Below are 24,877 nucleotides of genomic sequence, written 5' to 3' on the forward strand. Positions count from 1 at the left end.
TTCCTTCGAGGGGTGGTGGTGGGCGACGGGCGGGCGGTCACAGTCCGGCCTTCCGGTAGCGACGCATCAGCAGGGCATAGCTGCCGGCGATGACGATCAGCGTGACGAGGAGGTAGACGAACCCGGCACCGGTCGTCGGCGCGAGACTGTTGGGGAAGGAACTGGTGCCGCCGAGGAAGGACGACTGCACCCCGTCGATGAGCGTGATGGGGGAGAACAGCCCCAGCCAGCCCACGGCGGACTCGTTGCCCTGGACGAAGGCGATTCCCTGGACCGCGCTCACCGCACCGTACGGGATGGTGAGGACGGCGATCACGGCGGCGACACCGAAGCCGCGGCGCGGTGTGAGCGCGGAGATGACCAGGCCTATCCCGGCGAACAGCAGGGAGAGCAGGAGTACGGAGACGAGCCCCTGCGCCAGCCCCTTGGTCTGGTCGAGGAAGTCCATCTTCGCCAGCAGCGCCCCGGCGTAGAGGACCAGCAGCGGCGTCGCGGTGAGGATGAACAGGGCGCTCGCCATGGCCGCGAACTTCGACGCCACATAGTCGCCCCGCTCGATCGGGCGGGAGAAGTACAGCGGTACGGACTTGAAGCGCAGATCGCGTGAGACGGACTGCGGCGCCTGGGAGGCGAGATAGAGGCCGATGACGGCCTGGAGGAAGATGGCGTAGCGGGTGTAGCCGACCGGGAGGCTGGCGGCCTTGGTGAACACCGCCACCGCGACCATGATCGCGGCGGGCAGGCACATCACGGCGAAGAGCAGCATCGGCAGCACCTTGCTCTTGGCCGAACGGCCCAGGCCGTAGGCGCCGCGCAGGCTCTGCGAGAACAGCGACCGGCGGGCGTAGGCACGCCCCAGCCGCGGGCCGTCGTAGTGGCGGTAGCCGATGTTGTGGATATAGGCGCCGCCTGGCGTGGCGGATACCGAGGTCGTGGGCTCAGGCGACATCGTGGGCGCCTCCGTCCTGGGGGGCGTACGGGGCGCTGAGCGCGCCTGCGGGGACGGCTTCGGGGGCGGCGTGCGCCGCGTCCGCGTCGCGGAAGACCTCGGCGATCTGGTGGCGGCGCTGTTCCATCCGGACCAGGCCCAGCCCGAGTCCGGCGACGGTGTCCCGCACCAGGTCGTAGGTCTCCTCGCCGGCCGCCTCGACGAACAGCAGATGGCCGGGGGAGGCGAGTCCCTCGGCACCGGCGCTGCGGGTGGTCACCGCAACCCCGGCGCCGGCCAGTGCGCCGCGCAGGGCCTCGGTGCCGTCCGGATGGGCGTCGGTGTCCGTGACCTCGACCACCAGCGAGGTCGTGACCTGCGTGAACTCATCGGTGGAGGAGGAACGCAGCAGCTTGCCGCCATCGATGACGACGACGTGGTCGCAGGTGCGCTCCAGCTCGCCGAGGAGGTGGGAGGTCACCAGGACGGAGATGCCGAAGTCGCTGTGGACGCGCCGGATCAGGCCGAGCATCTCGTCCCGGCCGGCCGGGTCGAGGCCGTTGGTGGGCTCGTCGAGGAAGACCAGCTGCGGGTCGTGCACCAGCGCCTGGGCGAGCTTCACCCGCTGCTTCATACCGGTCGAATAGCCGCCGATGGGGCGGTAGCGCTCCTCGTAGAGGCCGACGTGGCGCAGGGTGTCGGCGGTGCGCTCGCGGGCGGCGGTCGGCGGCAGGCCCGACATCCGGGCCATGTGCACGACGAATTCGGTGGCCGAGACATCCGGCGGCAGGCAGTCGTGTTCGGGCATATAGCCGACCCGCTCACGAATCGCGCTGCCGTCCTTGGTCACATCCAGGCCGAGGACATGCGCGGTCCCCTCGGTGGCCGGGGCCAGTCCGAGAAGGATCTTGATCAGGGTGGACTTGCCGGCGCCGTTGGCACCCACCAGGCCCGTTACGCCGGGGGCGATGTCAACGGAGAGCCGGTCCAAGGCGGTCACCCGCGGGAACCGCTTGCTCAGGCTTTCGGTCACGATCACAGTCACGTCATCGACGGTAGTGGCGTCCGCCACACCGGTCGTCAGCCCAGATGCTGGGATCTGCCTCCCCCTGCGGTATTACGGCCCGTAGGGGATCTCCTGCTTCGAGCGGTCCGGCGTCAGGGTTCGGAGGCCGCGGGACCGCCTGCCAGCTGCGACGCGGGGCGGAGACGGCGTCCGGGGCGGCGTCGGGGACGGGCCGAGGCCGGGGGAGGGCCGGGTCGGGCTCGGGCCGGGGCGAGCAGGGGCCGAGCCGGCGTGGGGCGACCGTCCGCGGTGGGCTGATTCCCTGGTCGGTGCGTGCGCACCCCTTGACGCAGCCGCCGGTCATTGTCACATTCATCAGTGTCAAGTTACGGGCACGTACCGCGATGAACTGCTCACGGACGGACGGTTGGCGATGGCCTCAGTCACCTCAGCGACCTCAGCAGCAGCCGGAGAACTCACCGCTGAGCTAAGGGGGTTCAGAGAGGTCCAGCGGCTCGCCTATGCCTGCGCGGAAGCCGTGGCCGCCCAGCTCAAGCCCGGGGTCACCGAGCGCGCGGCGGCGCGGATGCAGCGCGAATGGCTGCGCGAGCGCGGGGTGCGGGACTGGTTCCATCTGCCGTTCGCCTGGTTCGGCGACCGCACCGCCTTCGTCAACTTCCGCATACCGCTGCAGTTCTTCCCCACCAACCGGGAACTGGAACCGGGGATGGCCTTCATCCTCGACATGGCGCCGGTCCACAACGGCTTCACGGCCGACATCGGCTACTCCGGCTGCCTCGGCCTCAACCCCGTGCACGACCGGCTGCTCGCCGACCTCGAAGCCCACCGGGAGCTGATCCTGCGCGAAGTGCGCGAGCGGCGGCCGCTGCGGGAGATCTATGAGGACGTCGACCGGCTGATGGTGCGGCAGGGGTACGCGAACCGCCACCGTGCCTACCCCTTCGGCGTCATCGCGCACAAGATCGACCGGGTGAAGCAGCGCCGCTGGTCCCCCACTCTCTTCGGGTTCGGCACCCAGTCCCTCAAGGGGCTGGCCTCCGACGCCCTGCACGGCCACCGCGACGGCTGGTCCCCGCTGTGGAGCCCGTACACCTTCTCCGACCACCCGCCGCAGCCGGGGCTGTGGGCGGTCGAACCCCACCTCGGGTTCCGGGGCACGGGAGCGAAGTTCGAGGAGATCCTGGTCGTCACGGACTCCAAGGACCCGCAGGAGAGCGCCTTTTGGCTGGACGACGATCTGCCGCACGTGCGGCGCTGGCAGGAGGAGAAGGCCGCGTGAACACGGGAAGCGAACGGAACGAGGGCCGGGGTCAGCGACAGGTCCGGGGGCAGGAAAGCGCCCCAGGGCAGGGGTCGGGGCTCACCGGGGCGGTGGAACGCCGGGTGCGCACCGGCGGCGTCGAGCTGTGCGTCGCCGAGCTGGGGGATCCGGCGCAGCCCACGGTGATGCTGGTGCACGGCTACCCGGACAGCAAGGAGGTGTGGTCGGAGGTCGCCCGCGGCCTGGCCGACCGCTTCCACGTGGTGCTCTACGACGTCCGGGGCTGCGGCCGGTCCACCGCCCCGAAGCCGCTGCGCGGCGGTTTCACCCTGGAGAAGCTGACGGACGACTTCCTGGCCGTCGCCGATGCCGTCAGCCCCGACCGGCCGGTCCACCTGGTGGGCCACGACTGGGGCTCCGTGCAGGCCTGGGAGTTCGCCACGGTGCGGCGCACGGAGGGCCGGATCGCCTCCTTCACCTCGATGTCGGGACCGTCCCTGGACCACTTCGGTCACTGGATCAAACAGCGGATGGCGCGCCCCACCCCCCGGCGGGCCGCCCAGCTCCTCAACCAGGGCGCCAAGTCCTGGTACGTCTACATGCTGCACACCCCCGTGCTGCCCGAGCTGGCCTGGAAGGGTCCACTCGGCAAACGCTGGCCGCGGATCCTGCAGCGGGTGGAGAAGGTACCGGGCGGCGACTACCCCACCGCGTCGCTGCCGGCCGACGCGGCGCACGGCGCCTGGCTCTACCGCGACAACGTCCGCGCCCGGCTCCGCCGCCCGCGCTCCGACGCCTATGCGCACTGTCCGGTCCAGCTCATCACCCCCACCGGCGACGCGTTCCTCTCGCAGCGGCTCTACGACGACCTGGAGCAGTGGGCGCCCCAGCTGGTACGCCGCACCCTCCCGGCCAAGCACTGGGTGCCCCGCACCCGTCCCGACCAGCTCGTTTCCTGGATCTCCGAATTCGTCACCGCCAAGGAAGAGGGTGATCCGGCAAAGCAGATCGCGGCGTCGGGCACCTACGCCGACCGGTTCGGCGGGCAGCTGGTGCTGGTGACCGGCGCGGCAAGCGGCATCGGCCGGGCGACGGCGTTCGCCTTCGCGGAGGCCGGCGCACGGATCATCGCCGTCGACCGGGACGCCGAGGGCGCTGCCCGGACCGCCGACATGTCCCGGCTGATCGGGGCCCCGCAGGCCTGGGCGGAGGTGGTCGACGTCGCCGACGAGGCGGCGATGGAGAAGCTCGCCGACAAGGTCGACGTCGAGTACGGCACCGTCGACATCCTGGTGAACAACGCCGGCGTGGGCCTGTCCGGCTCCTTCCTCGAGACCAGCACCGAGGACTGGAAGAAGGTGCTGGACGTCAATCTGTGGGGCGTCATCCACGGCTGCCGGACCTTCGGCAGGCGGATGGCGGACCGCGGGCAGGGCGGCCATATCGTCAACACCGCCTCGGCCGCCGCCTTCCAGCCGTCGAAGATGCTGCCCGCGTACAGCACGTCCAAGGCGGCGGTCCTGATGCTCAGCGAGTGTCTGCGCGCCGAGCTGGCCGGCCAGGGCATCGGCGTCTCGGCCATCTGCCCCGGACTGGTCAACACCGCAATCACCGCCAGCGCCCGTTTCGCCGGTGTCTCGGCCGAGGAGGAGAAGCGCCGCCAGGCCAAGGCCGCGCGGATGTACGGGCTGCGCAACTACCCACCGGAGAAGGTCGCCGACGCCATCCTGCGTGCGGTGGTCCGCAACCAGGCGGTGGTGCCGGTCACTCCGGAGGCACGCGGCGCCCATCTGCTGTCCCGCTTCGCCCCGCGTGCCCTGCGCGCCCTCGCCCGCATCGAGCCACGGCTGTAACAGCGGCCCGCCCGTCCCTGCCTCCGGACCCGCGCCCCCGCGGGTCCGGGGCCGGCCACGGGGCTCGCAGAAGGGCCAAGGCCCCCGAGAACGGATAGCTGCGCACGTCAGGAGTCGTGCATGAGGACCGCATACCCGCAGGAGAGCCAGCACCAGTACCACGCGGTCACGTCCCGCCCGGTGTCGCACAACGGACCGCGTCCCACCCGGCGTGAGCTGGGAGCGGCGATACCGCGGTGTCCGCGGCGGTCGTACCATCCCCCGCAGGAAGGGTCGCTGCGCACGGCCGTCGCCCACCTGGCGTCCTCCCTGGCCGCACCGGCCGCGGCGGGTGCGGTGGCCCGGTCGGCCGTCTCGTCGCGCGCGGCCATCTCGTGAGGAGCACCGCAGTGACCGAGCAGCCGCCGACGGCCGCACCCCGCACCGCCGAATACCGCATCGAGGACCTGGCCCACATCAGCGGCGCCACGGTCCGTACGATCCGCGCCTACCAGGACCGCGGGCTGCTTCCACGCCCCGAACGCCGCGGCCGCGCCAATGTCTACGGCGATGCCCATCTGGCTCGGCTGCGGCAGATCACCGATCTGCTCGACCGCGGCTACACCCTCGCCAGCATCAAGGAACTCCTCGAGGCCTGGGACGCCGGTCTCGACCTCGGCGGGGTCCTGGGGCTGGTCGCCGAGATCGACGGGCCCTGGACCGACGAGAAGGCATCCCGCATCAGCCGCGCCGATCTGAGCGCAGCCTTCGGGGGCGTCCCGGACGAGTCGGCGGTCGCCGAGGCCGTCGAACTGGGCGTCCTGGAACGTGTCCCCGGCCGGGACGACGAGTTCCTCGTGCCCAGCCCGCAGGAGCTCGCCGTCGCCGCCGAACTGCACTCCGCCGGCGTCCCGCTGCCCGCCATCTCTGGGCATCTTCGGGAGCTGCGCGGCCAGGTGGAGCACATCGCCGCCCGCTTCCTGGACTTCACCACCGAGCATGTCTTCCAACCGTTCCTGGACCACCCGCCCACCGATGCCGAGGCGGCGGAGGCCGCCGCCCTGGTACGCCGGCTGCGCCCGCTGGCCCAGCAGACCATCGACGCCGAACTCGCCCGTGCCATGCGCACCCTGGCAGCCCGCCATCTGCGCCGTCACCTCAACGGGGCGCTCCTGGAAGCGGAGCGGAGGTCCCCCGGGACGCCCGACGTCCGGTCGGTCGCGGACCCCCGTACCGCGACCGACTCGGAGACGGACTCCGAGGCAGTGGTGCTGCCCGCCGAGGCGGTGCGGGCCGTGCGGGCCCTGGTGGGCACGGAGAACACCGCCGCGTTCATCACCGCCGCCGCCCACCGCGAGGTGCAGGCCCGCACCATGGACGCACTGGTCTCCACCGAGCGCCCCACGGACACCCCCGAGGCATAGGGTCGCCCCGGTCGAAGAGGGAGCCCTGGGCCTGCCCGGCCGGGCCGGGAAGACGCGGACACCTCGGCCTCCCCGCGCCCGTTCCCACCCGCTCTTCAGTTGTCAAGAATCAGTCGAGCGCGACCGCTCCGCGCCCCAGGCCACTCGCCGTACCGACTCCATCACCCCACGGCATCCGGCAGCCAGTTGCCGTGGAAGCCATAGGGCACACGCTGCGGAAGATGGACTGTGGCGACGGGGTCGGCGGATATGTCCTCGGCGTCGAGCACGACCAGATCGCTGGTGTCGGTGGTGGCGTCATAGACGTAAGTGATCAGCCAGCCCGGACCTCCCGGACGGTCGTCGGCGGGCGCGAAGACCGCCTCACCCGGAGTGCGCCCCGCGGCGAAGTCGTGCCGGACAAGCGCGCCGGTCAGCAGGTCGTAGCGGAGAAGGGCGCCGGGTATCTGCCCGCTCCCGGGACCCTCGGCCGCTATGGCATGGCCGAAGCGGGCCGGCTGCCCGGTGAGCCGGTCGTCGACCCTGGGGAATTCGCAGAACTGGTCGTCGAGCTGTTCCTCGCTGACGGTGCCGGCGGCGAGATCGATCGTCCAGCGCCAGAGGAAGGGCGGGGTCCTGCCCCCGAAGTCGGCATAGCGGGAGACATGGAGAACGATGCGGTGATCGCCGTCGTCATGGGCGTTCAGCGCGTGGAAGACATAGCAGGGGTCGATGGGCAGCCAGCGGACCTCGCCATAGGGGTCGTCGCGACGCAGCACGCCCAGCCGGGCGCCGTACTCCGGATCCCAGCGGTACGGCATGCCGGGGCGGTTGCGGTCATGGACGAGCGGCAGGTCCATGAAGACGACATGCCCCTCGGTCAGATGGAAGTCATGCATCATCGTGTGCCCCGGGACATCGATGGGGCGGCTGATCACCAACTCCCCCGACGCATCGGCACGGTGATAGGTGAGATAGGGCGGGGTGGAGCCGCCATAGCCGAAGAAATGCAGCTCACCGGTCGTGGGGCAGGTCTTGGGGTGGGCGGTCATCTGAGTGGTGAGCCGGCCGTCGAAGTCATGGACGCCGATGGTCTCCAGCTCATGACCGGGCCGGCAGTCGATCTCATAGGGGAACGACGACTCGACCAGTGCGAGCGTGCGGCCGGCATGGCGGACGATGTGGGTATTGGCCACGCCCGCCGTCAGATCGCGGCGGCCCCGGGCGTCCAGGACGGGCGCACCGTCGGTGAAGGTGGAGGTGCGCACCCAGCGGTTGCGGTAGGAGACCGCCCGGCCGCCCTCCAGGCGCAGTCCGTGGACCATGCCGTCACCGAAGAACCAGTGCGGTGTGGCGGCGTCCCGTGGGTTGGGGCCGTTGCGCAGGAACCAGCCGCTGAGTTCGGGAGGGATCGTGCCGGTGACCGGGAGGTCGTAGGCGGTCAGCTCCTCCTTGACCGGCGCGAAGTTGCCCGCCATGTGCGGTGCGGGGGCGGTGGATTCGGTTGCGGTGGTGGGGGGTGTGGTGGTCATGACGCCAGGCCTTCCTGGATGTCGGTACGCACACTGGACTGCTGCAGGAATCGAGCCCTGGCTCGCTCCGGATAGCTGGAGGTGAAGCGGACGGGAAGCACGAACCCGGCGACCTGGATGACGACCGTGAAGGCCGTGTTCAACTCGTAGGCGGAGACGACTGCCTGAGCGGTCGCGGTAAGGGTGAAGGAGACCGCCCATGCCGCCGTGAGCACCACGTTGATGCGGCGGAAGAGCGGGGTGTGCCAGACCTCCGGCGGGGCCATACGGCGTGCGATCCCCATCGTGAAGGGCCGCTGCACAGCGATCGACACCCAGGCGATGAGAGCCAGCCAGCCCATCGAGAGCGAGCTGCCGTACATCTTGAGCCCGCTGTCGGACTGGGCGAAGGCCAGCACGCTGAGGCCCGCGAAGAAGACGATCGTGCCGTACTCCAGCAGGCGGTAGTCCAGCGACAGGCCGGCGGCGCGGTCGGCTATGAGCAGCACGACCGAAACCACCAGGCCGGCCAGCGCGCCCCACTGCCAGCCGAACGAGCCCACGCCCGCGAAGACCAGCCATGGGATGAAGCCGCGCAAGTAGTTCATGATTCCCCCGCTTTCGATCGCGACCGCACGCTTGGAGGTCCGGTCCGCCACATTCCAACTTCGACATGTCGAATTTAGAAGCTCCACCTTTGACATGTCAAGAGTGGAAGGTAAAGTGCGAACCATGAGCCTGAGACATGCGGTACTGGGCCTGCTGGCCGAATCCCCGGCGAGCGGCTACGACCTGATGAAGCTGTTCAACGCCTCGCTCTCGAACGTCTGGCCGGCCACGCAGAGTCAGGTGTACGGCGAGCTCACCAAGCTCACCACCGCCGGCCTCGTCGAGGTCGCCGCCCACGGCCCCCGTGGCCGCAAGGAGTACGCGATCACCGAGGAGGGCCTGGCGGAGCTGCGCCGCTGGCTCACCGACGTCCCGCCCGGCGGCCCCACGCGCGACGACAGCGTGCTCCGCGTCTTCTTCCTCGGCATCGTCACCCCGCTCGAAGCGCAGGCGTACCTGCTCCAGAAGGCCGAGGTCGCCGCCCGAGCCCACGCCACCTACGAGCAGATCGCTCAGAACACCGACTGGGACGAGGAAATGATCTCGGTACACGGGCGGATCGTCCTGGAGTACGGCCTGCGGATGACCGCTGCCCTCGAGGAGTGGGCCCGCTGGGCGGCCGAAGAGGTGACCAGCGCAAGGGCGACGAAGGCGAGCGAGCTCGCGCGCGGGAGGCACGAGGGGAAGCCGCGCGGGGAAGCCGCCGAGGAGGCGGAGTGACGCCGTTGTCCGGCCGCGAATTCAGGTGCCGTCGTCGCCTCCGCGCGGCACCCTGGAGACATGGACGACCAGCGCTCCGTGCGCATCTCGAAGTATCTGGCGAAGCATCTGCGCCATGAACCGGAGCGGATCGGCATCACCCTCGACGCCCAGGGCTGGGTGCCCGTGGAGGAACTCATAGCGGCGGCCGCGCACCATGGATTCCGCTTCTCCCGGGCGGAGTTGGAGTCGGTGGTGGCCGACAACGACAAGCAGCGCTATGCCATGCAGGACGGCCGGATACGCGCCAGCCAGGGCCATTCCGTGCGGGTCGACCTCGATCTGCCCCCGGCCGTACCACCCCCGTGCCTCTTCCACGGCACGGTGGCCCGCAACGTGGCCGCCATCCGGGACGAGGGGCTGCGGCCGATGTCGCGGCACGCCGTCCACCTCTCGCCCGACCGCGAAACCGCGACCCGGGTGGGTGCACGGCGCGGCAGGCCCGTGGTTCTGACCGTGGACGCGGCGGCGATGCACCGGGCCGGCCACGTCTTCCAGGTCAGCGCCAACGGGGTCTGGCTCACCAGCCGCGTCCCGGCCCGGTTCCTGCGCTTTCCGGGCTGAGCCCCGCATCCCCAGGCACACAGGCGCTCACAGTCCTGGCGCCCCCCACACCGGGAACCACCGCGCCAGGTCCTTCTCGATCGTCAGATCGTCCCCGAGCATCGCCCGCACCTGCAGCTCCAGGGGGTTGTCGCGCTTCTCGCCGCCCTCCTGCTTGGGCGCGAAGGGGTAGAACGTGCCTCGCTTGTAGAGGTAGACCAGCGCCAGCGACCGCTGCCGGGCATCGCGGAAGCCGAGCAGCGAGCACAGCAGCTGCGGCCCGAACCCCGCCTCCTCCAGGGAGGTGTTGACCGCGTGCAGGTCGTTGACCAGGCCCGCCAGGTCCTGTGGCGAGTGCCGTACGAGCAGCCACGTATATCCGTAGGAGTCCTGCGAGAACTCCACCGACCCGTCCAGCAGAGCCCGCGCCTCCTCCTGGATACGTGCGAACGCACCGCCCTCGACGCTCGCGAAGCACACCGATCCCACGCCGGTGGCCTCGAAATCGGCCGCGGCCTGGAGAGTCACCGCGGCCGACGGCAGTGCGAAGAGCTGGTCGAGATCGGGGCGTACCGGCTTGCTGCGGCCGAGGATGGCGTCCAGAAATCCCATGCGCGGCTTACTCCTTTCACTTCCGGCCCGTCACGGCCGCCCCAGCTGTGCCGCGATGCGTCCCAGCTGCTCCAGCCGCGCCTCCAGCGTCGGGTGCGAGGACAGCAGCCGGCTGAAGCTCTCCTTGTTGAACGCCGGGGCGAAGTAGAACGCGTTGAACGGCTGGGCCTTGCGCAGGTCCTCGGTCGGGATCCGCGCGATCTGGCCGGTGACCTTCGTGAGCGCGGCGGCCAGCGCCGACGGCCGGCCGGTGAGCAGCGCGGCGGCCCGGTCGGCGGACAGCTCGCGGTAGCGGGACAGCAGCCGGGTCAGCAGGAAGCTGATCGCGTAGACGGCCACGCTGACGGCGGTGACGATGAGCACGGCGATGGCCGCGTTCTGGTCGCGGTTGTTGCGGCCGACGCCGCTCCACAGGGCGGCCCGGGTGATGATGCCCGCCAGTACGCCGAGGAACGACGCGATGGTCATCACCGCGACATCGCGGTGGGCGACGTGGGAGAGCTCGTGTGCCAGCACCCCCTCCAGTTCCTCCGGCTCCAGCCGCCGCAACAGCCCCGTCGTGGCACAGACCATGGAGTTCTTCTGGTTACGTCCCGTCGCGAAGGCGTTCGGCACATCCGACTCGGCGATCGCGACCCGCGGCTTGGGCATATCGGCCAGCGCACACAGCCGGTCGACCGCGCCGTGCAGTTCGGGCGCCTGCTCCGGCGTGACCTCGCGCGCACCCATGCTGAACGCCGCGATCCGGTCGCTGAACCAGAACTGCGCGACGAACAGGCCGCCCGCGAGCAGCAGCACCACCACCCAGGCGCCCTTGAGCAGCACCACCAGCACGCTGACGACCACGACGTACAGCAGTCCGATGAAGAACATCGTCGTGACCATGCGCGAGGTGAGTCCGCGGTCCGGGGCGAATCGGGTCCGTGCCATGGCTCCTCCACAAACGCCGCACTTCGCGCAGTGCGGCGATCCGCCGGTGCACAGCGCCACACTGCGCACCGCACCCGCCGCACTGCGCCGTTGTCCCGATTCTCCCTCTTCGCGGCTATATAGGGGGTAAAGCTGAGGCCAGAGGCGGTCGGGCGCGTCGGGCCACCCGGAGGGCACCCGACGAGCGCGGTCCCCTACCTGGGCGCCCGGCCCGGCCCCGGAGCGGCCTACTTGCGCAGCTGCGCCAGGCCCTCCGTGGCGATCCGCTCGAAGACCGCGGTGTCGGCCGCGAAGAGCGAGTCGGCGATCGGCCAGTGGATCACCAGCTCGTCGAAGCCCAGCTCGGCATGCCGGCCCGCGAAGTCCACGAAGGCGTCCACGGAGTCCAGCGGACGGTCCGGGGTGAATCCGCTCAGCATGATCTTCTGCAGTTCACCGGCGTCCCTGCCCCCCTCGGCGCAGGCCTTGGCGAGCCGTTCGACCTGCCCTCGGACCGCCTGGAGCGACTCGTCCGAGGTCCCGCCCCCGTTGGAGACCTTGGGGTCGCCGGTCGTCACCCAGGCCTGGCCGTACCGGGCGGCCAGCTTGAGCCCGCGCGGCCCGGTGGCCGCCACCGCGAACGGCAGCCGGGGCCGCTGCACACAGCCGGGGATGTTGCGCGCCTCGTCCGCGGAGTAGTGCGTGCCCTCGTAGGAGACCGCGTCCTCGGTCAGCAGGCGGTCCAGAAGCAGCACGAACTCGGCGAAGCGGTCCGCCCGTTCCCGCGGCGACCAGGCCTCCTGGCCGAGCGCGGTGGCGTCGAAGCCGTTGCCGCCGGCTCCGATGCCCAGCGTGATCCGGCCGTCGCTGATGTCGTCGAGCGAGATCAGCTCCTTGGCGAGGGTGACCGGGTGCCGGAAGTTCGGCGAGGTGACGAGGGTGCCCAGCCGCATCCGCGAGGTCGCCGCCGCGGCGGCGGTCAGCGTCGGCAGGGCACCGAACCAGGTCTGGTCGCGGAAGGTCCGCCATGAGAGGTGGTCGTAGGTGTAGGCGGCGTGGAAGCCCAGCTCCTCGGCGCGCTGCCACTCCTCCCGCCCACCCTCGGACCAACGGCGGACGGGAAGTATCACGGTGCTCAGTCGCATGCCTCCGAGCGTACGGCGGCCCGCACGCTCGCAGCGATCCGCCTGCTTCCCCACCCGTACCACCCCCGTTCGCCCCCCTCGACCCGGACGTTCCGGGCTCATCCGCGCAACCCACCGCACGCCTGTGCGCAGCGGTACGGGAAGATGGGGCCGTGACTGATGCCCCCGCCACGCCGCCCCGGGCGCCCGGACCAGCCGTTGCACCCCGGCTGATCGCCACCGACCTCGACGGCACGCTGCTGCATGACGACAAGACGGTCTCCGACCGGACGATCGCCGCGCTCGCCGCCGCCGAGCGGGCCGGTATCGAGGTGTTCTTCGTCACCGGCCGCCCGGCCCGCTGGATGGGCCCGGTCAGCGACCATGTGCACGGTCACGGCCTGGCGATCTGCGCGAACGGCGCGGCCGTGGTCGATCTGCACCGCGGCGGCCGCATCGTCGAGGTCAACCCCCTGGCACGCACGGCCGCGCTCCAGGTCGTGGACGCGCTGCGCAGCGCCGCGCCCGGCACCTCGTTCGCGGTCGAGCGCACCAGCGGCATCCACTACGAGCCGCAGTATCCGCCGCTCCTGCTGGATCCCACCGCGTTCGTCGCGCCGGCGGAGAAGCTGCTGGCCGAGGACTTCGTGGCGCCTCTGGGCGGCACTGACGGCGCCGCCCCCGACTTCCCCGACCAGCCCGTGATCAAGTTGCTCGCGCACCACCCCGAGCTGGAGCCCGACGCCTTCCTGGCGCTGGCCCGTAAGGCCGCGGGCGATCTCGCGTCCTTCACCCGCTCCAGCCCGACCGCCCTGCTGGAGATCAGCGGCTCGGGCGTCAGCAAGGCCGGCACCCTCGCCCACTGCTGCGCGGAGCGCTGCATCACGCCGGACGAGGTCGTCGCCTTCGGGGACATGCCGAACGACCTAGAGATGCTGACCTGGGCCGGCACCTCGTACGCCATGGCCAACGCCCACCCGGAGGTACTGGCGGCCACCACGCACCGTACGGCGTCCAACAACGACGACGGCGTCGCGATGGTCATCGAGGAGATCCTCCAGGAACACGGCCGCCGGCCCTGACCGAGCACGGGCCGGACGGTTTCACGTGAAACATCCCGCGCGTGCAACGTCCGCCTCGACGAGGCGTGCCCTCACAGCGGCGCTTCCCACGTCACCATCGTCCCCGTTCCGTCCGTGCCGAGCCCCGGCCCGTACGTGCTGGAGCCGCCCAGCGAATCCGCACGCTTGGCGAGGTTCTTCAGGCCGCTGCGGCGGCCGCCGTCCGGGATGCCGATGCCGTCGTCGGCGACGGTCAGACGAACCCCCTCGGCACCGTCCGGCAGTCTGATCGTCGCGTCGACGACGACCTCGATCCGCGAGGCCTGAGCGTGCCGGAAGGCGTTCGACAGCGCCTCGCGCAGCGCGGCGATCAGGTTCTTGCCGGTCAGCTCGCCGACCCGCGAGTCGACCGCACCGACGAAGCTCGCCGACGGCTGGAAGCCGAGCGGTACGGCGGCGGTGCCGATCTCCCGCAGCACCCGGGTGCGCAGCCCGGACGGCGCCTCGGCCGGGCCCTGTTGGAGGGCGAAGATCGCGGTCCTGATCTCCTGGATGGTGACGTCCAGCTCGTCGACGGCCTTGCCGACGCCCTGCACCACCTCGGGGACGACGGATCTGCGCTGGGCGCCCTCCAGCATCATGCCCGTCGCGAACAGCCGCTGGATGACGAGATCGTGCAGGTCACGGGCGATCCGGTCGCGGTCCTGATAGACCGCGAGGCGCTCACGGTCGCGCTGGGCGTCGGCCAGCACCAGCGCCAGCGCGGCCTGCGCGGCGAACTGGGTGGCCAGCGTCCGCTCGGCGCCGGTGAACGGGCGGGCGCCCCGGGACCGCGGGGTGGCCAGCGTGCCGAGCACCCGGCCGCCGCTCTTGAGCGGCAGCATCATGCTCGGCCCGAAGCGGGGTGCGAGGGCCGTCACCATGCGCGGGTCGGTGGCCGAGTCGTCCACGAACACCGGCTCCCCGGCGAGGAGTTGTTCGGCCACCGGACTGTCGGGCGGAATCTGTGTCCCCATGATCCCGGCGGGTTCGTCGGCCGAGACCGCGACGATCTCCAGACCGCCCTCGTCGTCGGGCAGCAGCACGATGCCGGCCGCCGAGTCCGCCAGCTTCCGCGCCTGCTCGGCCACCACCGCGAGCGCATCGTCGACGTCGCTGCCGGCGAGAAGTTCGGTGGTCACCGCCACCGAACCGTCGATCCACCGCTCCCGCTGCCGGGTCGCCGCGTGCAGCCGGGCGTTGCCGATGGCGATACCGGCCTCGGTCGCGAGCACCCGCACCATGTGCAGGTCCTCCTCGCTGAACTCCCCGCCGCCGCGCTTCTCCGTCAGATAGAGATTGCCGAAGATCTCGCCCTGGACGCGGACCGGCACCCCCAGGAACGTCCGCATGGGCGGATGGCCCGGCGGGAATCCGGCCGAGCGGGAGTCCTGGGTGAGGTCGGCGAGGCGCAGCGGCTTGGGGTCGTGGATGAGTGCTCCGAGCAGGCCCTTGTGCCCGTCGGGCAGCGCACCGATCCGCTTGTGCTCCTGCGCGGTCACGCCGTACGTCACGAAGTCCGACAGCCCCTCGCGGGCGTCGTCGATGATGCCGATGGCGGCGTAACGGGCATCGGCGAGCTCGGCGGCGGTCTCCACGATCCGATCGAGGGTGATGTGCAGGTCGAGGCCCGCGCCGACGGTGCGCATCGCCTCCAGCAGCTGCGGCACCCGGGCGGTCAGCTCGGACGACAGCCCCTGCAGGCTGCGGGTGGCCTCGGTGGCGGCGTCCATGGGATCGGGAGCCGGGCTGGCGTCACCGCGCCCGGCACCCATGGGGTCCGGGGGTGCGGATCCTGCCGTGGCTGCCATGCTCAAGAGCCTAATAAGGGGACATTTACGGAGCCATTTCTACGGAGCCGGCCATCGGCAGGGCCGCATCCACCGCCCGCTCGCGCTCCAGCATCCGCCGGAACGGGCCGTCGGCCGCCGCCAGCTCCGCGTATGCCCCGCACTGCACGACGCGTCCGTGATCCAGCACCAGCACCTCGTCGACGGCGTCGAGCCCGGTGAGCCGGTGGGTGATCAGCACCGTCGTACGGCCCTCGGTCGCGGCCAGCAGATCGGCGGTCAGCGCATCGGCGGTGGCCAGATCCAGATGCTCGGCGGGCTCGTCCAGAACGAGCACCGGGAATTCCGCGAGCAGCGCGCGGGCCAGGGCCAGCCGCTGCCGCTGGCCACCGGACAGCCGGGCGCCGTGCTCCCCGACCATGGTGTCCAGGCCGTCGGGCAGCCCGCGCACCCAGTCGGCGAGCCGCGCCCGGCCCAGGGCGTCCCAAAGGTCCTGGTCATCGGCGTCGCCCGGGTCAGCGCGCCGGTCCCGGCGGGCGAGCCTGAGGTTCTCCCGCAGCGAGCTGTCGAAGATGTGCGCGTCCTGCGCGCACAGCCCCACAAGCCGCCGCACCGCGTCGCCGTCCAGCGTCCGGGCGTCCGTCCCGCCCAGTGTGTACGCCCCCGACTCGGGGTCCAGGAAGCGCAGCAGCACCTGCGCCAGCGTGGTCTTGCCGGAACCGGACGGACCGACGACGGCGACCCGGCGGCCGGCCGTCAGGGTGAGGCCGACCCCGTCCAGCGCCGGCCGGGACGAGCCGCCGTGGCGCGCGGTCAGATCCCGTACGACCAGCGGGAACGGCGTCTCGGGGGCCGCCGCGGGCGCGGTCGGCTCGTGTACCGGCGCGGGGGCGTCCAGCACCTCGAAGACCCGCTCCGCGGCGTGCCGGGTGTGCTGCCGGTACTGCACCGCCAGCGGCAGCCCGGTCACCGCCTCGAACGCGGCGAGCGGGGTGAGCACGACGACCGCCAGCGCCACCCCCTCCAGTCGGCCCGCGTGCACGGCCTGGACGCCGACGACCGCGGCGGCGGCGACCGTCAGCCCGCACAGCAGCGCCGAGAGCCCGGCACCGGTCCCGGCCACGGCGGCCGAGCGGGAGGCGATCCGGGTCAGCTCCCGGTCGGCGCGCCGCACCGATTCCGTACGGGCCCTGAGCGCGCCGGCCACCGTCAACTCGGCGGTCCCGGTGAGCACCTCGACGACCCGGGTGGCGAGCCGGCCGCGGGCCGGCGCCAGCCGGCGCTCCGCCCGCCGGGCCAGCGCGCCCGAGAGCAGCGGCACCCCCGCCCCCGCGAGCAGCAGCCCGGCGGCGAGGATCGCCCCCGCCTCCGGCAGCAGCCAGCCGGTGAAGCCGACGGCACCCGCGCCGACCACGACCGCCGCCCCGACGGGCAGCAGCCACCGCAGGAAGTAGTCCTGCACCGCGTCGACATCGGCGACCAGCCGCGACAGCAGATCGCCGCGGCTGCGCTCCTTGAGCCCGGCCGGCGCCAGCCGCTCCAGCCGCTGAAAGACCGCGACGCGTACGTCGGCGAGCATCCGGAACACCGCGTCGTGGGCGACCAGCCGCTCGGCGTACCGGAAGACCGCGCGCCCGATGCCGAACGCCCTGGTCGCGGTCACCGCCACCATCAGATACAGCACCGGCGGCTGCTGCGCGGCCCGCGAGATCAGCCACCCGGAGGTCGCCATCAGGCCCACCGCGCTGGCCACAGCGAGGCTGCCCAGCAGCAGCGCCAGCCCGAACCGCGCCCGGCGGGCACGCGCCATCCGGCGCAGACGGGTGAGCGCGCCGCCGTGGGCGGCGTCCGCCCCGGCCTCGCCCGGGTACGCGGGATCGGCGGTCCCGACCGGGGCCGCGGCGGAGCCCGGGCCCCGGTCGCGGGCCGCGACCGCGCCCGGCACCGGTCCCGGCTCCACGGCGGCTGCCGGATCGGGCAGCCGCACGACCCGGTCCGCCACCGCCAGCAGCGCGGGCCGGTGGACCACGAGCAGCACCGTACGGCCGACCGCGAGCCGGCGGACCGCAGCGACGATCGCCTCCTCGGTCTCGCCGTCCAGATTCGCGGTGGGCTCGTCCAGGAGCAGGATCGGGCGGTCGGCGAGGAAGGCCCGGGCGAGCGCGAGGCGCTGACGCTGACCGGCGGAGAGCCCGGCGCCGGACTCGCCGAGCCGGGTCGCCGTGCCGTCGGGCAGCGCGTCGACGAAGTCCAGCGCCCCGGCGTCGGCGAGCGCGGTACGTACCGCGGCGTCGTCCGCGTCCGGCCGCGCCAGCCGTACGTTCTCGGCGATCGAGCCGGCGAACAGATGCGGGTGCTGCGGAACCCAGGCGATCCGCCGCCGCCAGCTGTCGGGGGCGAGGGAGGCGATGTCCTGGCCGTCGACCAGGGCCCGGCCCTCGGACGGCTCGGTGAAGCCGAGCAGCACGCTCAGCAGCGTGGTCTTGCCGGCGCCGGAGGGGCCGACCAGCGCGACGGTCTCGCCCGTCCGGACCTCGAACGAGGTCGCGGGAAGGGAGTCGGCGGCCCGCCCGGGGTGGCGTACCACCAGCTCCTCGACGGCGAGGGCGGTGCCCCGAGGAGCGGGCGCGGTGCCGGGCACCGGCAGCGGCGTCTGGAGCACCTCGAAGATCTCCTCGGCGGCCGCGAGCCCCTCGGCCGCGGCGTGGTACTGCGCGCCCACCTGTCGCAGCGGCAGATATGCCTCGGGCGCCAGCACCAGCACCATCAGCCCGGTGTAGAGGTCGAGTTCACCGTGCACCAGCCGCATCCCGATACCGACCGCGACCAGCGCGACCGAGATCGTGGCGAGCAGCTCCAGCGCGAAGGAGGAGAGGAAAGCGATCCGCAGGGAGCGCAGGGTCGCGCGGCGGTACTCGCTGGTGATGGTGCGGATGGCGGCGGCCTGGGCCTTGGCCCGGCCGAAGACCTTGAGGGTGGGCAGGCCCTCGACGACGTCGAGGAAGTGCCCGGAGAGCCGGGCGAGCAGCCGCCACTGGCGGTCCATCCGGGATTGGGTGGCCCAGCCGATCAAGATCATGAACAGCGGGATCAACGGGAGGGTGAGGACGATCGTCAGTGCCGATATCCAGTCGCCGGTGACGATCCGGGCGAGCACCGCGACGGGAACGACGACCGCCAACCCCAGCTGCGGCAGATAGCGCGAGAAGTAGTCGTCCAGGGCGTCGATACCGCGGGTGGCGAGAGTGGTGAGCTCGCCGGTGCGCAGCTCGGTGGCGCCGGCACGCGACGTGGCGGGCGCGCCGGGCCCGAGCTGCGCCGCCCGCTCGACCAGCCGCATCCGCAGCTCGGACTTCACCGCCGCGCCGGCGCGGTGCGCGGCCAGCTCGGTGAGCCAGGAGATCACACCGCGTCCGACGGAGACCGCGGCGAGCAGTGCCAACGGTGTGGTCAGGCCGCCGAGATCGAGGTCGCGCTGGAAGGCACCGACCACGATCTCGGCGATCAGCATCGCCTGGCCGACGACCAGGCCCGCTCCGGCAAGCCCGAGTACCACCACCGCGACAAGGAAGCCGCGGGTGGCGCGGGCGTATCGGAGCAGACGCGGGTCGACGGGTTTCACGTGAAACATTCCATCCTGCTGAGGCCGCCCGAGCAGCGGCCGCTCAGCTAGTGGGCATCGGCGATGTGCTGGGTGCCGATTCGCTTGCGGAACACCCAGTACGTCCACCCCTGGTAGAGCATCACGAGGGGCGCGGCGATCACCGCACACCAGGTCATGATCTTCAGGGTGTAAGGACTGGACGAGGCACTGCTGACCGTGAGACTCCAGCTCTCGTTCAGCGTCGACGGCATGACGTTCGGGAAGAGCGTCAGGAACAGCATGGCGACCGCCGCCGCGATGGTGACGCCGGAGAAGGCGAAGGCCCAGCCCTCGCGCCCGAGCTTGTTGGCCCCGAGCGCCGCGACCAGGGCTACCACCGCGACGATCATCGCGATCAGGCTGCTGCCATCACCCTTGTCGGCCTGGGTCCAGCTGAGGAAGCCGACCGCGAGCACGGCGGTGATCAGTCCGAGAACGGTCGCGGTCCTGCGCGCCCGCTCCCGGATGTCACCGACCGTCTTGAGCGAGGCGAACACCGCGCCGTGGAAGGTGAACAGCGTCAGCGTGACCAGGCCGCCGAGGATCGCATACGGGTTGAGCAGGTCGAGAAGGCTTCCGACGTACTCCTTGTGCGCATCGATCTTCACACCGCGCACGATGTTGCCGAACGCGACACCCCACAGCACCGCGGGCAGCAGCGAGGTCCAGAAGATCGCCTGCTCCCAGTTCCGCTGCCAGCGCTCCTCGTTCCGCTTGGCGCGGTACTCGAAGGCGACCCCGCGCACGATCAGGCAGACGAGGATGACCAGCATCGGGAGGTAGAAGCCGGAGAACAGGGTGGCGTACCACTCGGGGAAGGCGGCGAAGGTCGCACCGGCCGCGGAGAGCAGCCAGACCTCGTTGCCGTCCCAGACCGGCCCGATGGTGTTGATCAGTACGCGCTTCTCGCGGCGGTCGCGGGCGAGGAGCTTGGTCAGGACGCCGATCCCGAAGTCGAACCCTTCGAGGAAGAAGTACCCGGTCCACAGGAAGGCGATAAGGACGAACCAGACGTCGTGGAGTTGCACAGTCGCCTCCTAGTACGAGAAGGCCATCGGCCGGTCGGCGTCAGTGCTGTCGCCGCCGATCTTGGTGGGCGGGTTGAGGTCGGAGTCGGTGAGCTCCTGGGGTCCGGCCTTGATGTACTTCACCAGCAGCTTGACCTCGACCACGGCGAGGATCGCGTAGAGCGTGGTGAAGACGATCATGGAGGTGAGCACCTCGCCCTGCGAGACGCCCGGGGAGACCGCGTCCGAGGTGCGCAGCACGCCGTAGACCACCCAGGGCTGGCGGCCCATCTCGGTGAAGATCCAGCCCCACGAGTTCGCGAGGAGCGGGAAGCCGAGGGTGACGAAGGCGAGCGACCAGTACGCCTTGCTCAGCCGGGCACCGAGCACCTTGTTCTTGGTGAGCGCGAGCCGGGGTGGCTCCTCGTCCCCCGTGCGCAGCCCCGGCGCCAGCCAGAACTTCTTACGGGTGAGCCAGAGCCCGGCGAGCCCGAGGGCGAACGACGACATACCGAAGCCGATCATCCAGCGGAAGCCCCAGTAGGCGACCGGGATGTTGGGCCGGTAGTCGCCGGGCCCGAACTTCTGCTGCTCGGCCCTGTTGACGTCGTTGATGCCCGGGACCGGCGAGGAGAAGTCGTTGTGCGCGAGGAAGGAGAGCAGGCCGGGCACCTCGATGGCGACCTTGTTGTGGCCCTTGTCGACGTCGCCGTAGGCGAAGACCGAGAACGGCGCAGGCTTCTCCGTTTCCCACAGCGCCTCCGCGGCGGCCATCTTCATGGGCTGCTGCTTGAACATCACCTTGCCCAGCTCGTCGCCGCTCACCGCGGTGAGGATGCCGGATATGACCAGGGTGATCAGCCCGAGCCGCAGCGATGTCCGCATCACCTTGACGTGCTTCTTGCGCATCAGGTGGAACGCGGAGATGCCGACCATGAACGCGGCGCCGGTCAGGAAGGCCGCGGTCAGCGTGTGGAAGACCACGACCAGGGTGGTGTCCTGGGTCAGCACCTTCCAGAAGTCGGTGAGTTCGGCGCGCCCGTTGGCGGCGTTGTACTTGTAGCCGACCGGGTGCTGCATCCAGGAGTTCGCGGCGAGGATGAAGTACGCCGAGAGGATCGTGCCGATCGAGACCATCCACATGCAGAAGCAGTGGATCTTCTTGGGCAGCTTGTCCCATCCGAAGATCCACAGTCCGATGAAGGTGGACTCGAAGAAGAACGCGATGAGCGCCTCGAAGGCCAGCGGGGCACCGAAGACGTCGCCGACGAACCGCGAGTAGTCGGACCAGTTCATGCCGAACTGGAACTCCTGGACGATGCCGGTGACGACACCCATCGCGATATTGATCAGAAACAGCTTGCCCCAGAACTTGGTGGCCTTGAGGTACTTCTCCTTGCCCGTTCGCACCCATGCGGTCTCAAGTCCGGCCACCAGAGCGGCGAGGGAGATCGTCAGGGGGACGAACAGGAAGTGGTAGACGGTCGTGATGCCGAATTGCCATCGCGCCAGTGTCTCTGGCGCCAACGCCAGTTCCACGCCTTGCTCTCCTTACGTCGCCATTGCCCTAGGGGCAATGTCCCTTTTGCGTCACATAAAGCGGTACATACCGGGACGGGCTTGTGAACGCGTTCACATTCACAAGCATTATCTCCTATGGCCGAATCGCTACACCCATGGGGGTGCGTGACCGCGGTCACGCCCGATTCCATGGCGCATGAACGCTTCCGCCGAACCCGGCGGACGCGCCCGCGCACCCCTTCCCCAGGGCTTCAACATATTGTTGAATTCATCGCCATGAAGATCCGCATCACATGGCCCGCAGGGCAATTGACCGCCACCCTCGACGACACCCCGACCGCCGCGGCACTCATCGCCGCACTGCCGGTCGACTCCACCGCCCACACCTGGGGCGAAGAGGTCTACTTCGACACCGGACTCACCCCCGCGCTGGAGGCCGACGCCCGCCAGGTCGTCGAACCCGGCACGGTCGCCTTCTGGCCCCCGGGCAACGCCCTCGCGCTGCCCTACGGCCCCACGCCGATATCCGAGGGGGACAAGCCGCGCCTGGCCTCCCCCTGCAATGTGCTGGGCCGCATCGACGGCGACCCCCGCACGCTGGCCACCGTCCGCAGCGGCGACCCCATCCACGTCCAAAAAGCCTGAGGCCGCAGGTCAACGACCCACGGCCTCCCGCAAAGCCTTACGACGGCTTACAGCGCCTTGCGAAACTCCTCCGCGGCCTGCAGGAACAGATCCATCGCCGGCTTCTCGCCGATCGTGACCCGCACGCCCTCGCCGGGGAACGGGCGCACGACCACACCGGCCCGCTCACAGGCCGCCGCGAAGTCGGTCGTACGGTCCCCCAGCCGCAGCCAGACGAAGTTGGCCTGCGTCTCGGGGACCGTCCAGCCCTGCCCGAGCAGGCCGTCGACCACCCGTGCGCGATCGGCCACCAGCGTGTCGACCCGCTCCATCAGGGCCTGCTCGCTGCGCAGCGACGCCACCGCCGCCTCCTGTGCGAGCTGGCTCACCCCGAACGGCACCGCCGTCTTGCGCAGCGCGGCGGCCACCGGCTCGTGCGCCACCGCGAAGCCGACCCGCAGCCCTGCCAGGCCGTACGCCTTGGAGAAGGTGCGCAGCACACAGACGTTGGGACGGTCGCGGTAGAGGTCGATGCCGTCGGGCACCTCGGCGTCACGGATGAACTCGCGGTACGCCTCGTCCAGCACCACCAGCACATCGCTCGGCACCTGGTCCAGGAAGGACTCCAGCTCCGCACGGCGCACGACGGTGCCCGTGGGGTTGTTGGGGTTGCAGACGAAGATCAGCCGGGTCCGGTCGGTGATCGCCGCGAGCATCGCGTCCAGGTCGTGCACCTCGCCGGAGGTCAGCGGGATCTGCACCGGAGTGGCGCCGGAGATCTGGGTGACGATCGGGTACGCCTCGAACGACCGCCAGGCGTAGATCACTTCATCGCCGGGCCCGGCCGTCGACTGGACCAGCTGCTGGGCCACGCCCACCGATCCGGTCCCGGTCGCCAGGTGCTCCACCGGCACCGAGAACCGCTCGGACAGCTCCGCCATCAGGCCCGTGCAGGCCATGTCCGGGTAGCGGTTGAAGGAGCCGGCGGCGGTCACCGCCTGCTCCAGGACGCCCGGCAGCGGCGGATAGGGGTTCTCGTTGGAGGACAGCTTGTACGTCACCGGCCCACCGGTCGACGCCGGCCGGCCCGGCTTGTAGGTGGGGATACCGTCCAGCGCAGCGCGCAGCTTCGGGGTCTTCTCGCTCACCGCAGGTCCTCCTCGACCGTCCCGCTCCTCTTCAATACTGCACACCTTATGAGGATTGGCCCGTTCGGCGTCAGCCCCGACCGGGGCCCGGATCACCGCCCGCACCGCGTCCGCCCCCGCCCGGCGGTTCGAGGCGACCCCGCGCACAGCGTCCGGGGCGCGCTCCCCGAACCAGCGCGCGCCGGTGGCTCGCGCCGTGGCGCGCATCCCTCGTCAAGGTGACTTGAGACCGCTTCGAGACCTGAACCGATCGCCAGGCAAGGACGCCAGATCACCCCCCAAACGACCGACGATTACTCCAACTACCTTTACTTGATAGGCAGTTGACGCATCATCACCATGCAGAAACGTGCCTTTCCACCGTCTGCGTTCGAGCCCCGCGATTGGCCCTATCGAGCCCTACTATCGGCTCGCCATGACAGCAGCAGGGAAGCACCAGGTGAGCCGGTCGACCGGTCGCCGGCTGGGGCGGGCGGGCATCCGGGACGTGGCCGCCGCAGCCGGTGTGTCGATCACGACCGTCTCCGACGCGCTCAACGGCAAGGGCCGGCTTCCGGATGCCACCCGTAGCCACGTCCGCGAGGTGGCCGACCGGCTGGGCTACCGCCCGTCCGCAGCCGCCCGCACGCTCCGTACCGGCAAGTCAGGGCTCCTCGGCCTGACCGTGACCACGTACGGGGATGAACCTTTCACCTTCACCGAATTCGCGTACTTCGCGGAAATGGCCAGAGCCGCCACCTCCGCGGCCCTGGCCCGCGGCTACGCGCTGGTCATCCTCCCCGCGACCTCCCGCCACGACGTGTGGTCGAACGTCGCCCTGGACGGCACCGTCGTCATCGACCCCGCCGACGGGGACCCCGTCGTCACCGAGCTCGTCCGGCACGGCATCCCCGTCGTCTCCGACGGGCGCCCCGGCGGCACCCTGCCGGTCACCGGCTGGGTCGACAACGATCACGAAGCCGCCGTCCTCGGCCTGCTCGACCACCTCGCCGACGCCGGCGCCCGCCGCATCGGCCTGCTCACGGGCACCACCACCGACACCTACACCCGGCTGTCGACGACCGCCTATCTGAGCTGGTGCGAGCGGGTCGGCCAGGACCCGGTCTACGAGTCCTACCCGGCGCACGACCCGTGCGCGGGGGCCGTCGCCGCCGACCGGCTGCTGGCCCGCCCGGACCGGCCGGACGCCGTCTACGGGCTCTTCGACCCCAACGGCACCGACCTGCTCGCCGCCGCCCGGCGCTACGGCCTGCGGGTGCCGGAGGACCTGCTGCTGGTCTGCTGCAGCGAGTCCACCGTCTACGCCACCACCGAGCCGCCCATCACCACCCTGTCCCTCAAGCCGCGCCGCATCGGCACCGCCGTCGTCCAGATCCTCATCGACGCCATCGAAGGACTCGACAACGGGCGGCCCATCGAACAGGTGATACCGACCGATCTGATCGTGCGGACCTCGTCCCAGCGACGGTCCCCCAGGACGACGGTCAGCCCGCCACGGAAACCCGCAGGCGAGTGAGCGTGCTGCC

Annotated in this window: 20 protein-coding genes and 1 pseudogene; 9 read left to right on the forward strand and 12 right to left on the reverse strand. The window is 70.9% G+C overall.

From position 1 onward, the window contains the following. Positions 1-37 precede the first annotated feature (37 nt). The gene (locus tag AC0680_RS03315) at positions 38-949 is read right to left on the reverse strand and encodes an ABC transporter permease (protein ID WP_478624539.1); all 912 of its coding nucleotides are present in this window, start codon (positions 947-949) and stop codon (positions 38-40) included. Next, complete coding sequence (locus AC0680_RS03320; RefSeq protein WP_478624540.1) at positions 939-2,000, reverse strand: ABC transporter ATP-binding protein; 1,062 nt, start codon at positions 1,998-2,000, stop codon at positions 939-941. Before AC0680_RS03320 ends, AC0680_RS03315 begins: the two co-directional genes overlap by 11 nt. A 367-nt stretch (positions 2,001-2,367) precedes the next feature. Between AC0680_RS03320 and AC0680_RS03325 the strand changes: the two genes are divergently transcribed. The 4 genes and pseudogenes from AC0680_RS03325 (at position 2,368) to AC0680_RS03340 (ending at position 6,472) form a co-directional block, all read left to right on the forward strand. Then, the gene (locus AC0680_RS03325; RefSeq protein ID WP_478624542.1) at positions 2,368-3,234 is read left to right on the forward strand and encodes a M24 family metallopeptidase; all 867 of its coding nucleotides are present in this window, start codon (positions 2,368-2,370) and stop codon (positions 3,232-3,234) included. 104 nt (positions 3,235-3,338) lie between these two features. Further along, positions 3,339-5,069 carry an SDR family oxidoreductase gene (locus tag AC0680_RS03330; RefSeq protein WP_478624543.1) on the forward strand — a complete coding sequence of 577 codons (1,731 nt, stop codon included), beginning with the start codon at positions 3,339-3,341 and terminating at the stop codon, positions 5,067-5,069. A gap of 192 nt (positions 5,070-5,261) precedes the next feature. Beyond that, positions 5,262-5,447, forward strand: a pseudogene (locus AC0680_RS03335) (metal-dependent hydrolase); the annotation flags it as partial. Between the two features lie 11 nt (positions 5,448-5,458). Further along, positions 5,459-6,472: a MerR family transcriptional regulator gene (locus AC0680_RS03340; RefSeq protein WP_478624545.1), complete on the forward strand. Its 1,014-nt coding sequence runs from the start codon at positions 5,459-5,461 to the stop codon at positions 6,470-6,472. 161 nt (positions 6,473-6,633) lie between these two features. Here the strand turns inward: AC0680_RS03340 and AC0680_RS03345 are convergent, their stop codons facing one another. Together AC0680_RS03345 and AC0680_RS03350 are read right to left on the reverse strand one after the other, a co-directional pair. Beyond that, entirely contained in the window at positions 6,634-7,983 is a 1,350-nt protein-coding gene (locus tag AC0680_RS03345; RefSeq protein ID WP_478624546.1) for a carotenoid oxygenase family protein, read from the reverse strand. After that, positions 7,980-8,570, reverse strand: coding sequence for a DUF3159 domain-containing protein (locus AC0680_RS03350; protein ID WP_478624548.1), 591 nt, complete (start codon positions 8,568-8,570; stop codon positions 7,980-7,982). The genes AC0680_RS03345 and AC0680_RS03350 overlap by 4 nt, the downstream gene beginning before the upstream one ends. A gap of 124 nt (positions 8,571-8,694) precedes the next feature. Here AC0680_RS03350 and AC0680_RS03355 point away from each other — a divergent pair, with 124 nt between their 5' ends. Together AC0680_RS03355 and AC0680_RS03360 are read left to right on the forward strand one after the other, a co-directional pair. Next, positions 8,695-9,291, forward strand: a complete 597-nt coding sequence (locus AC0680_RS03355) for a PadR family transcriptional regulator (RefSeq protein ID WP_478624550.1) — start codon at positions 8,695-8,697, stop codon at positions 9,289-9,291. Between the two features lie 60 nt (positions 9,292-9,351). Continuing rightward, positions 9,352-9,894 (forward strand): RNA 2'-phosphotransferase, encoded by a 543-nt coding sequence (locus AC0680_RS03360; RefSeq protein ID WP_478624552.1) that lies wholly within the window; start codon positions 9,352-9,354, stop codon positions 9,892-9,894. Between the two features lie 27 nt (positions 9,895-9,921). Here the strand turns inward: AC0680_RS03360 and pspAB are convergent, their stop codons facing one another. The 3 genes from pspAB to AC0680_RS03375 all read right to left on the reverse strand — a co-directional run bounded on the left by pspAB (position 9,922) and on the right by AC0680_RS03375 (position 12,539). Then, complete coding sequence (gene pspAB, locus AC0680_RS03365; RefSeq protein WP_478624554.1) at positions 9,922-10,485, reverse strand: PspA-associated protein PspAB; 564 nt, start codon at positions 10,483-10,485, stop codon at positions 9,922-9,924. 30 nt (positions 10,486-10,515) lie between these two features. After that, a complete protein-coding gene (gene htpX / locus AC0680_RS03370; RefSeq protein ID WP_467657984.1) occupies positions 10,516-11,415 on the reverse strand; it encodes a zinc metalloprotease HtpX in 900 nt (299 codons plus the stop codon). Between the two features lie 227 nt (positions 11,416-11,642). After that, positions 11,643-12,539, reverse strand: coding sequence for an LLM class flavin-dependent oxidoreductase (locus AC0680_RS03375; protein ID WP_478624557.1), 897 nt, complete (start codon positions 12,537-12,539; stop codon positions 11,643-11,645). Between the two features lie 152 nt (positions 12,540-12,691). On the opposite strand from AC0680_RS03375, the gene AC0680_RS03380 reads away from it, so the two are divergent. Beyond that, positions 12,692-13,600, forward strand: a complete 909-nt coding sequence (locus tag AC0680_RS03380) for a Cof-type HAD-IIB family hydrolase (protein ID WP_478624558.1) — start codon at positions 12,692-12,694, stop codon at positions 13,598-13,600. Between the two features lie 71 nt (positions 13,601-13,671). Here the strand turns inward: AC0680_RS03380 and AC0680_RS03385 are convergent, their stop codons facing one another. The 4 genes from AC0680_RS03385 to AC0680_RS03400 form a co-directional block, all read right to left on the reverse strand. Beyond that, a complete protein-coding gene (locus tag AC0680_RS03385) occupies positions 13,672-15,351 on the reverse strand; it encodes a GAF domain-containing sensor histidine kinase (protein ID WP_478625063.1) in 1,680 nt (559 codons plus the stop codon). Positions 15,352-15,454: 103 nt separating this feature from the next. Next, entirely contained in the window at positions 15,455-19,039 is a 3,585-nt protein-coding gene (cydD, locus tag AC0680_RS03390) for a thiol reductant ABC exporter subunit CydD (protein WP_478624559.1), read from the reverse strand. 38 nt (positions 19,040-19,077) lie between these two features. Further along, positions 19,078-20,079, reverse strand: coding sequence for a cytochrome d ubiquinol oxidase subunit II (gene cydB / locus AC0680_RS03395; RefSeq protein ID WP_478624560.1), 1,002 nt, complete (start codon positions 20,077-20,079; stop codon positions 19,078-19,080). A gap of 9 nt (positions 20,080-20,088) precedes the next feature. Further along, the gene (locus AC0680_RS03400) at positions 20,089-21,597 is read right to left on the reverse strand and encodes a cytochrome ubiquinol oxidase subunit I (protein ID WP_478624562.1); all 1,509 of its coding nucleotides are present in this window, start codon (positions 21,595-21,597) and stop codon (positions 20,089-20,091) included. Between the two features lie 258 nt (positions 21,598-21,855). On the opposite strand from AC0680_RS03400, the gene AC0680_RS03405 reads away from it, so the two are divergent. Continuing rightward, positions 21,856-22,224, forward strand: coding sequence for a cyclophilin-like fold protein (locus tag AC0680_RS03405; RefSeq protein ID WP_478624563.1), 369 nt, complete (start codon positions 21,856-21,858; stop codon positions 22,222-22,224). 47 nt (positions 22,225-22,271) lie between these two features. Here AC0680_RS03405 and hisC read toward each other — a convergent pair whose 3' ends face one another. Next, complete coding sequence (gene hisC / locus AC0680_RS03410; RefSeq protein WP_478624565.1) at positions 22,272-23,351, reverse strand: histidinol-phosphate transaminase; 1,080 nt, start codon at positions 23,349-23,351, stop codon at positions 22,272-22,274. 415 nt (positions 23,352-23,766) lie between these two features. Here hisC and AC0680_RS03415 point away from each other — a divergent pair, with 415 nt between their 5' ends. Next, positions 23,767-24,867: a LacI family DNA-binding transcriptional regulator gene (locus AC0680_RS03415; RefSeq protein ID WP_384424289.1), complete on the forward strand. Its 1,101-nt coding sequence runs from the start codon at positions 23,767-23,769 to the stop codon at positions 24,865-24,867. Positions 24,868-24,877 lie beyond the last annotated feature (10 nt).

Source organism: Streptomyces sp. NPDC043738 (assembly GCF_056436545.1).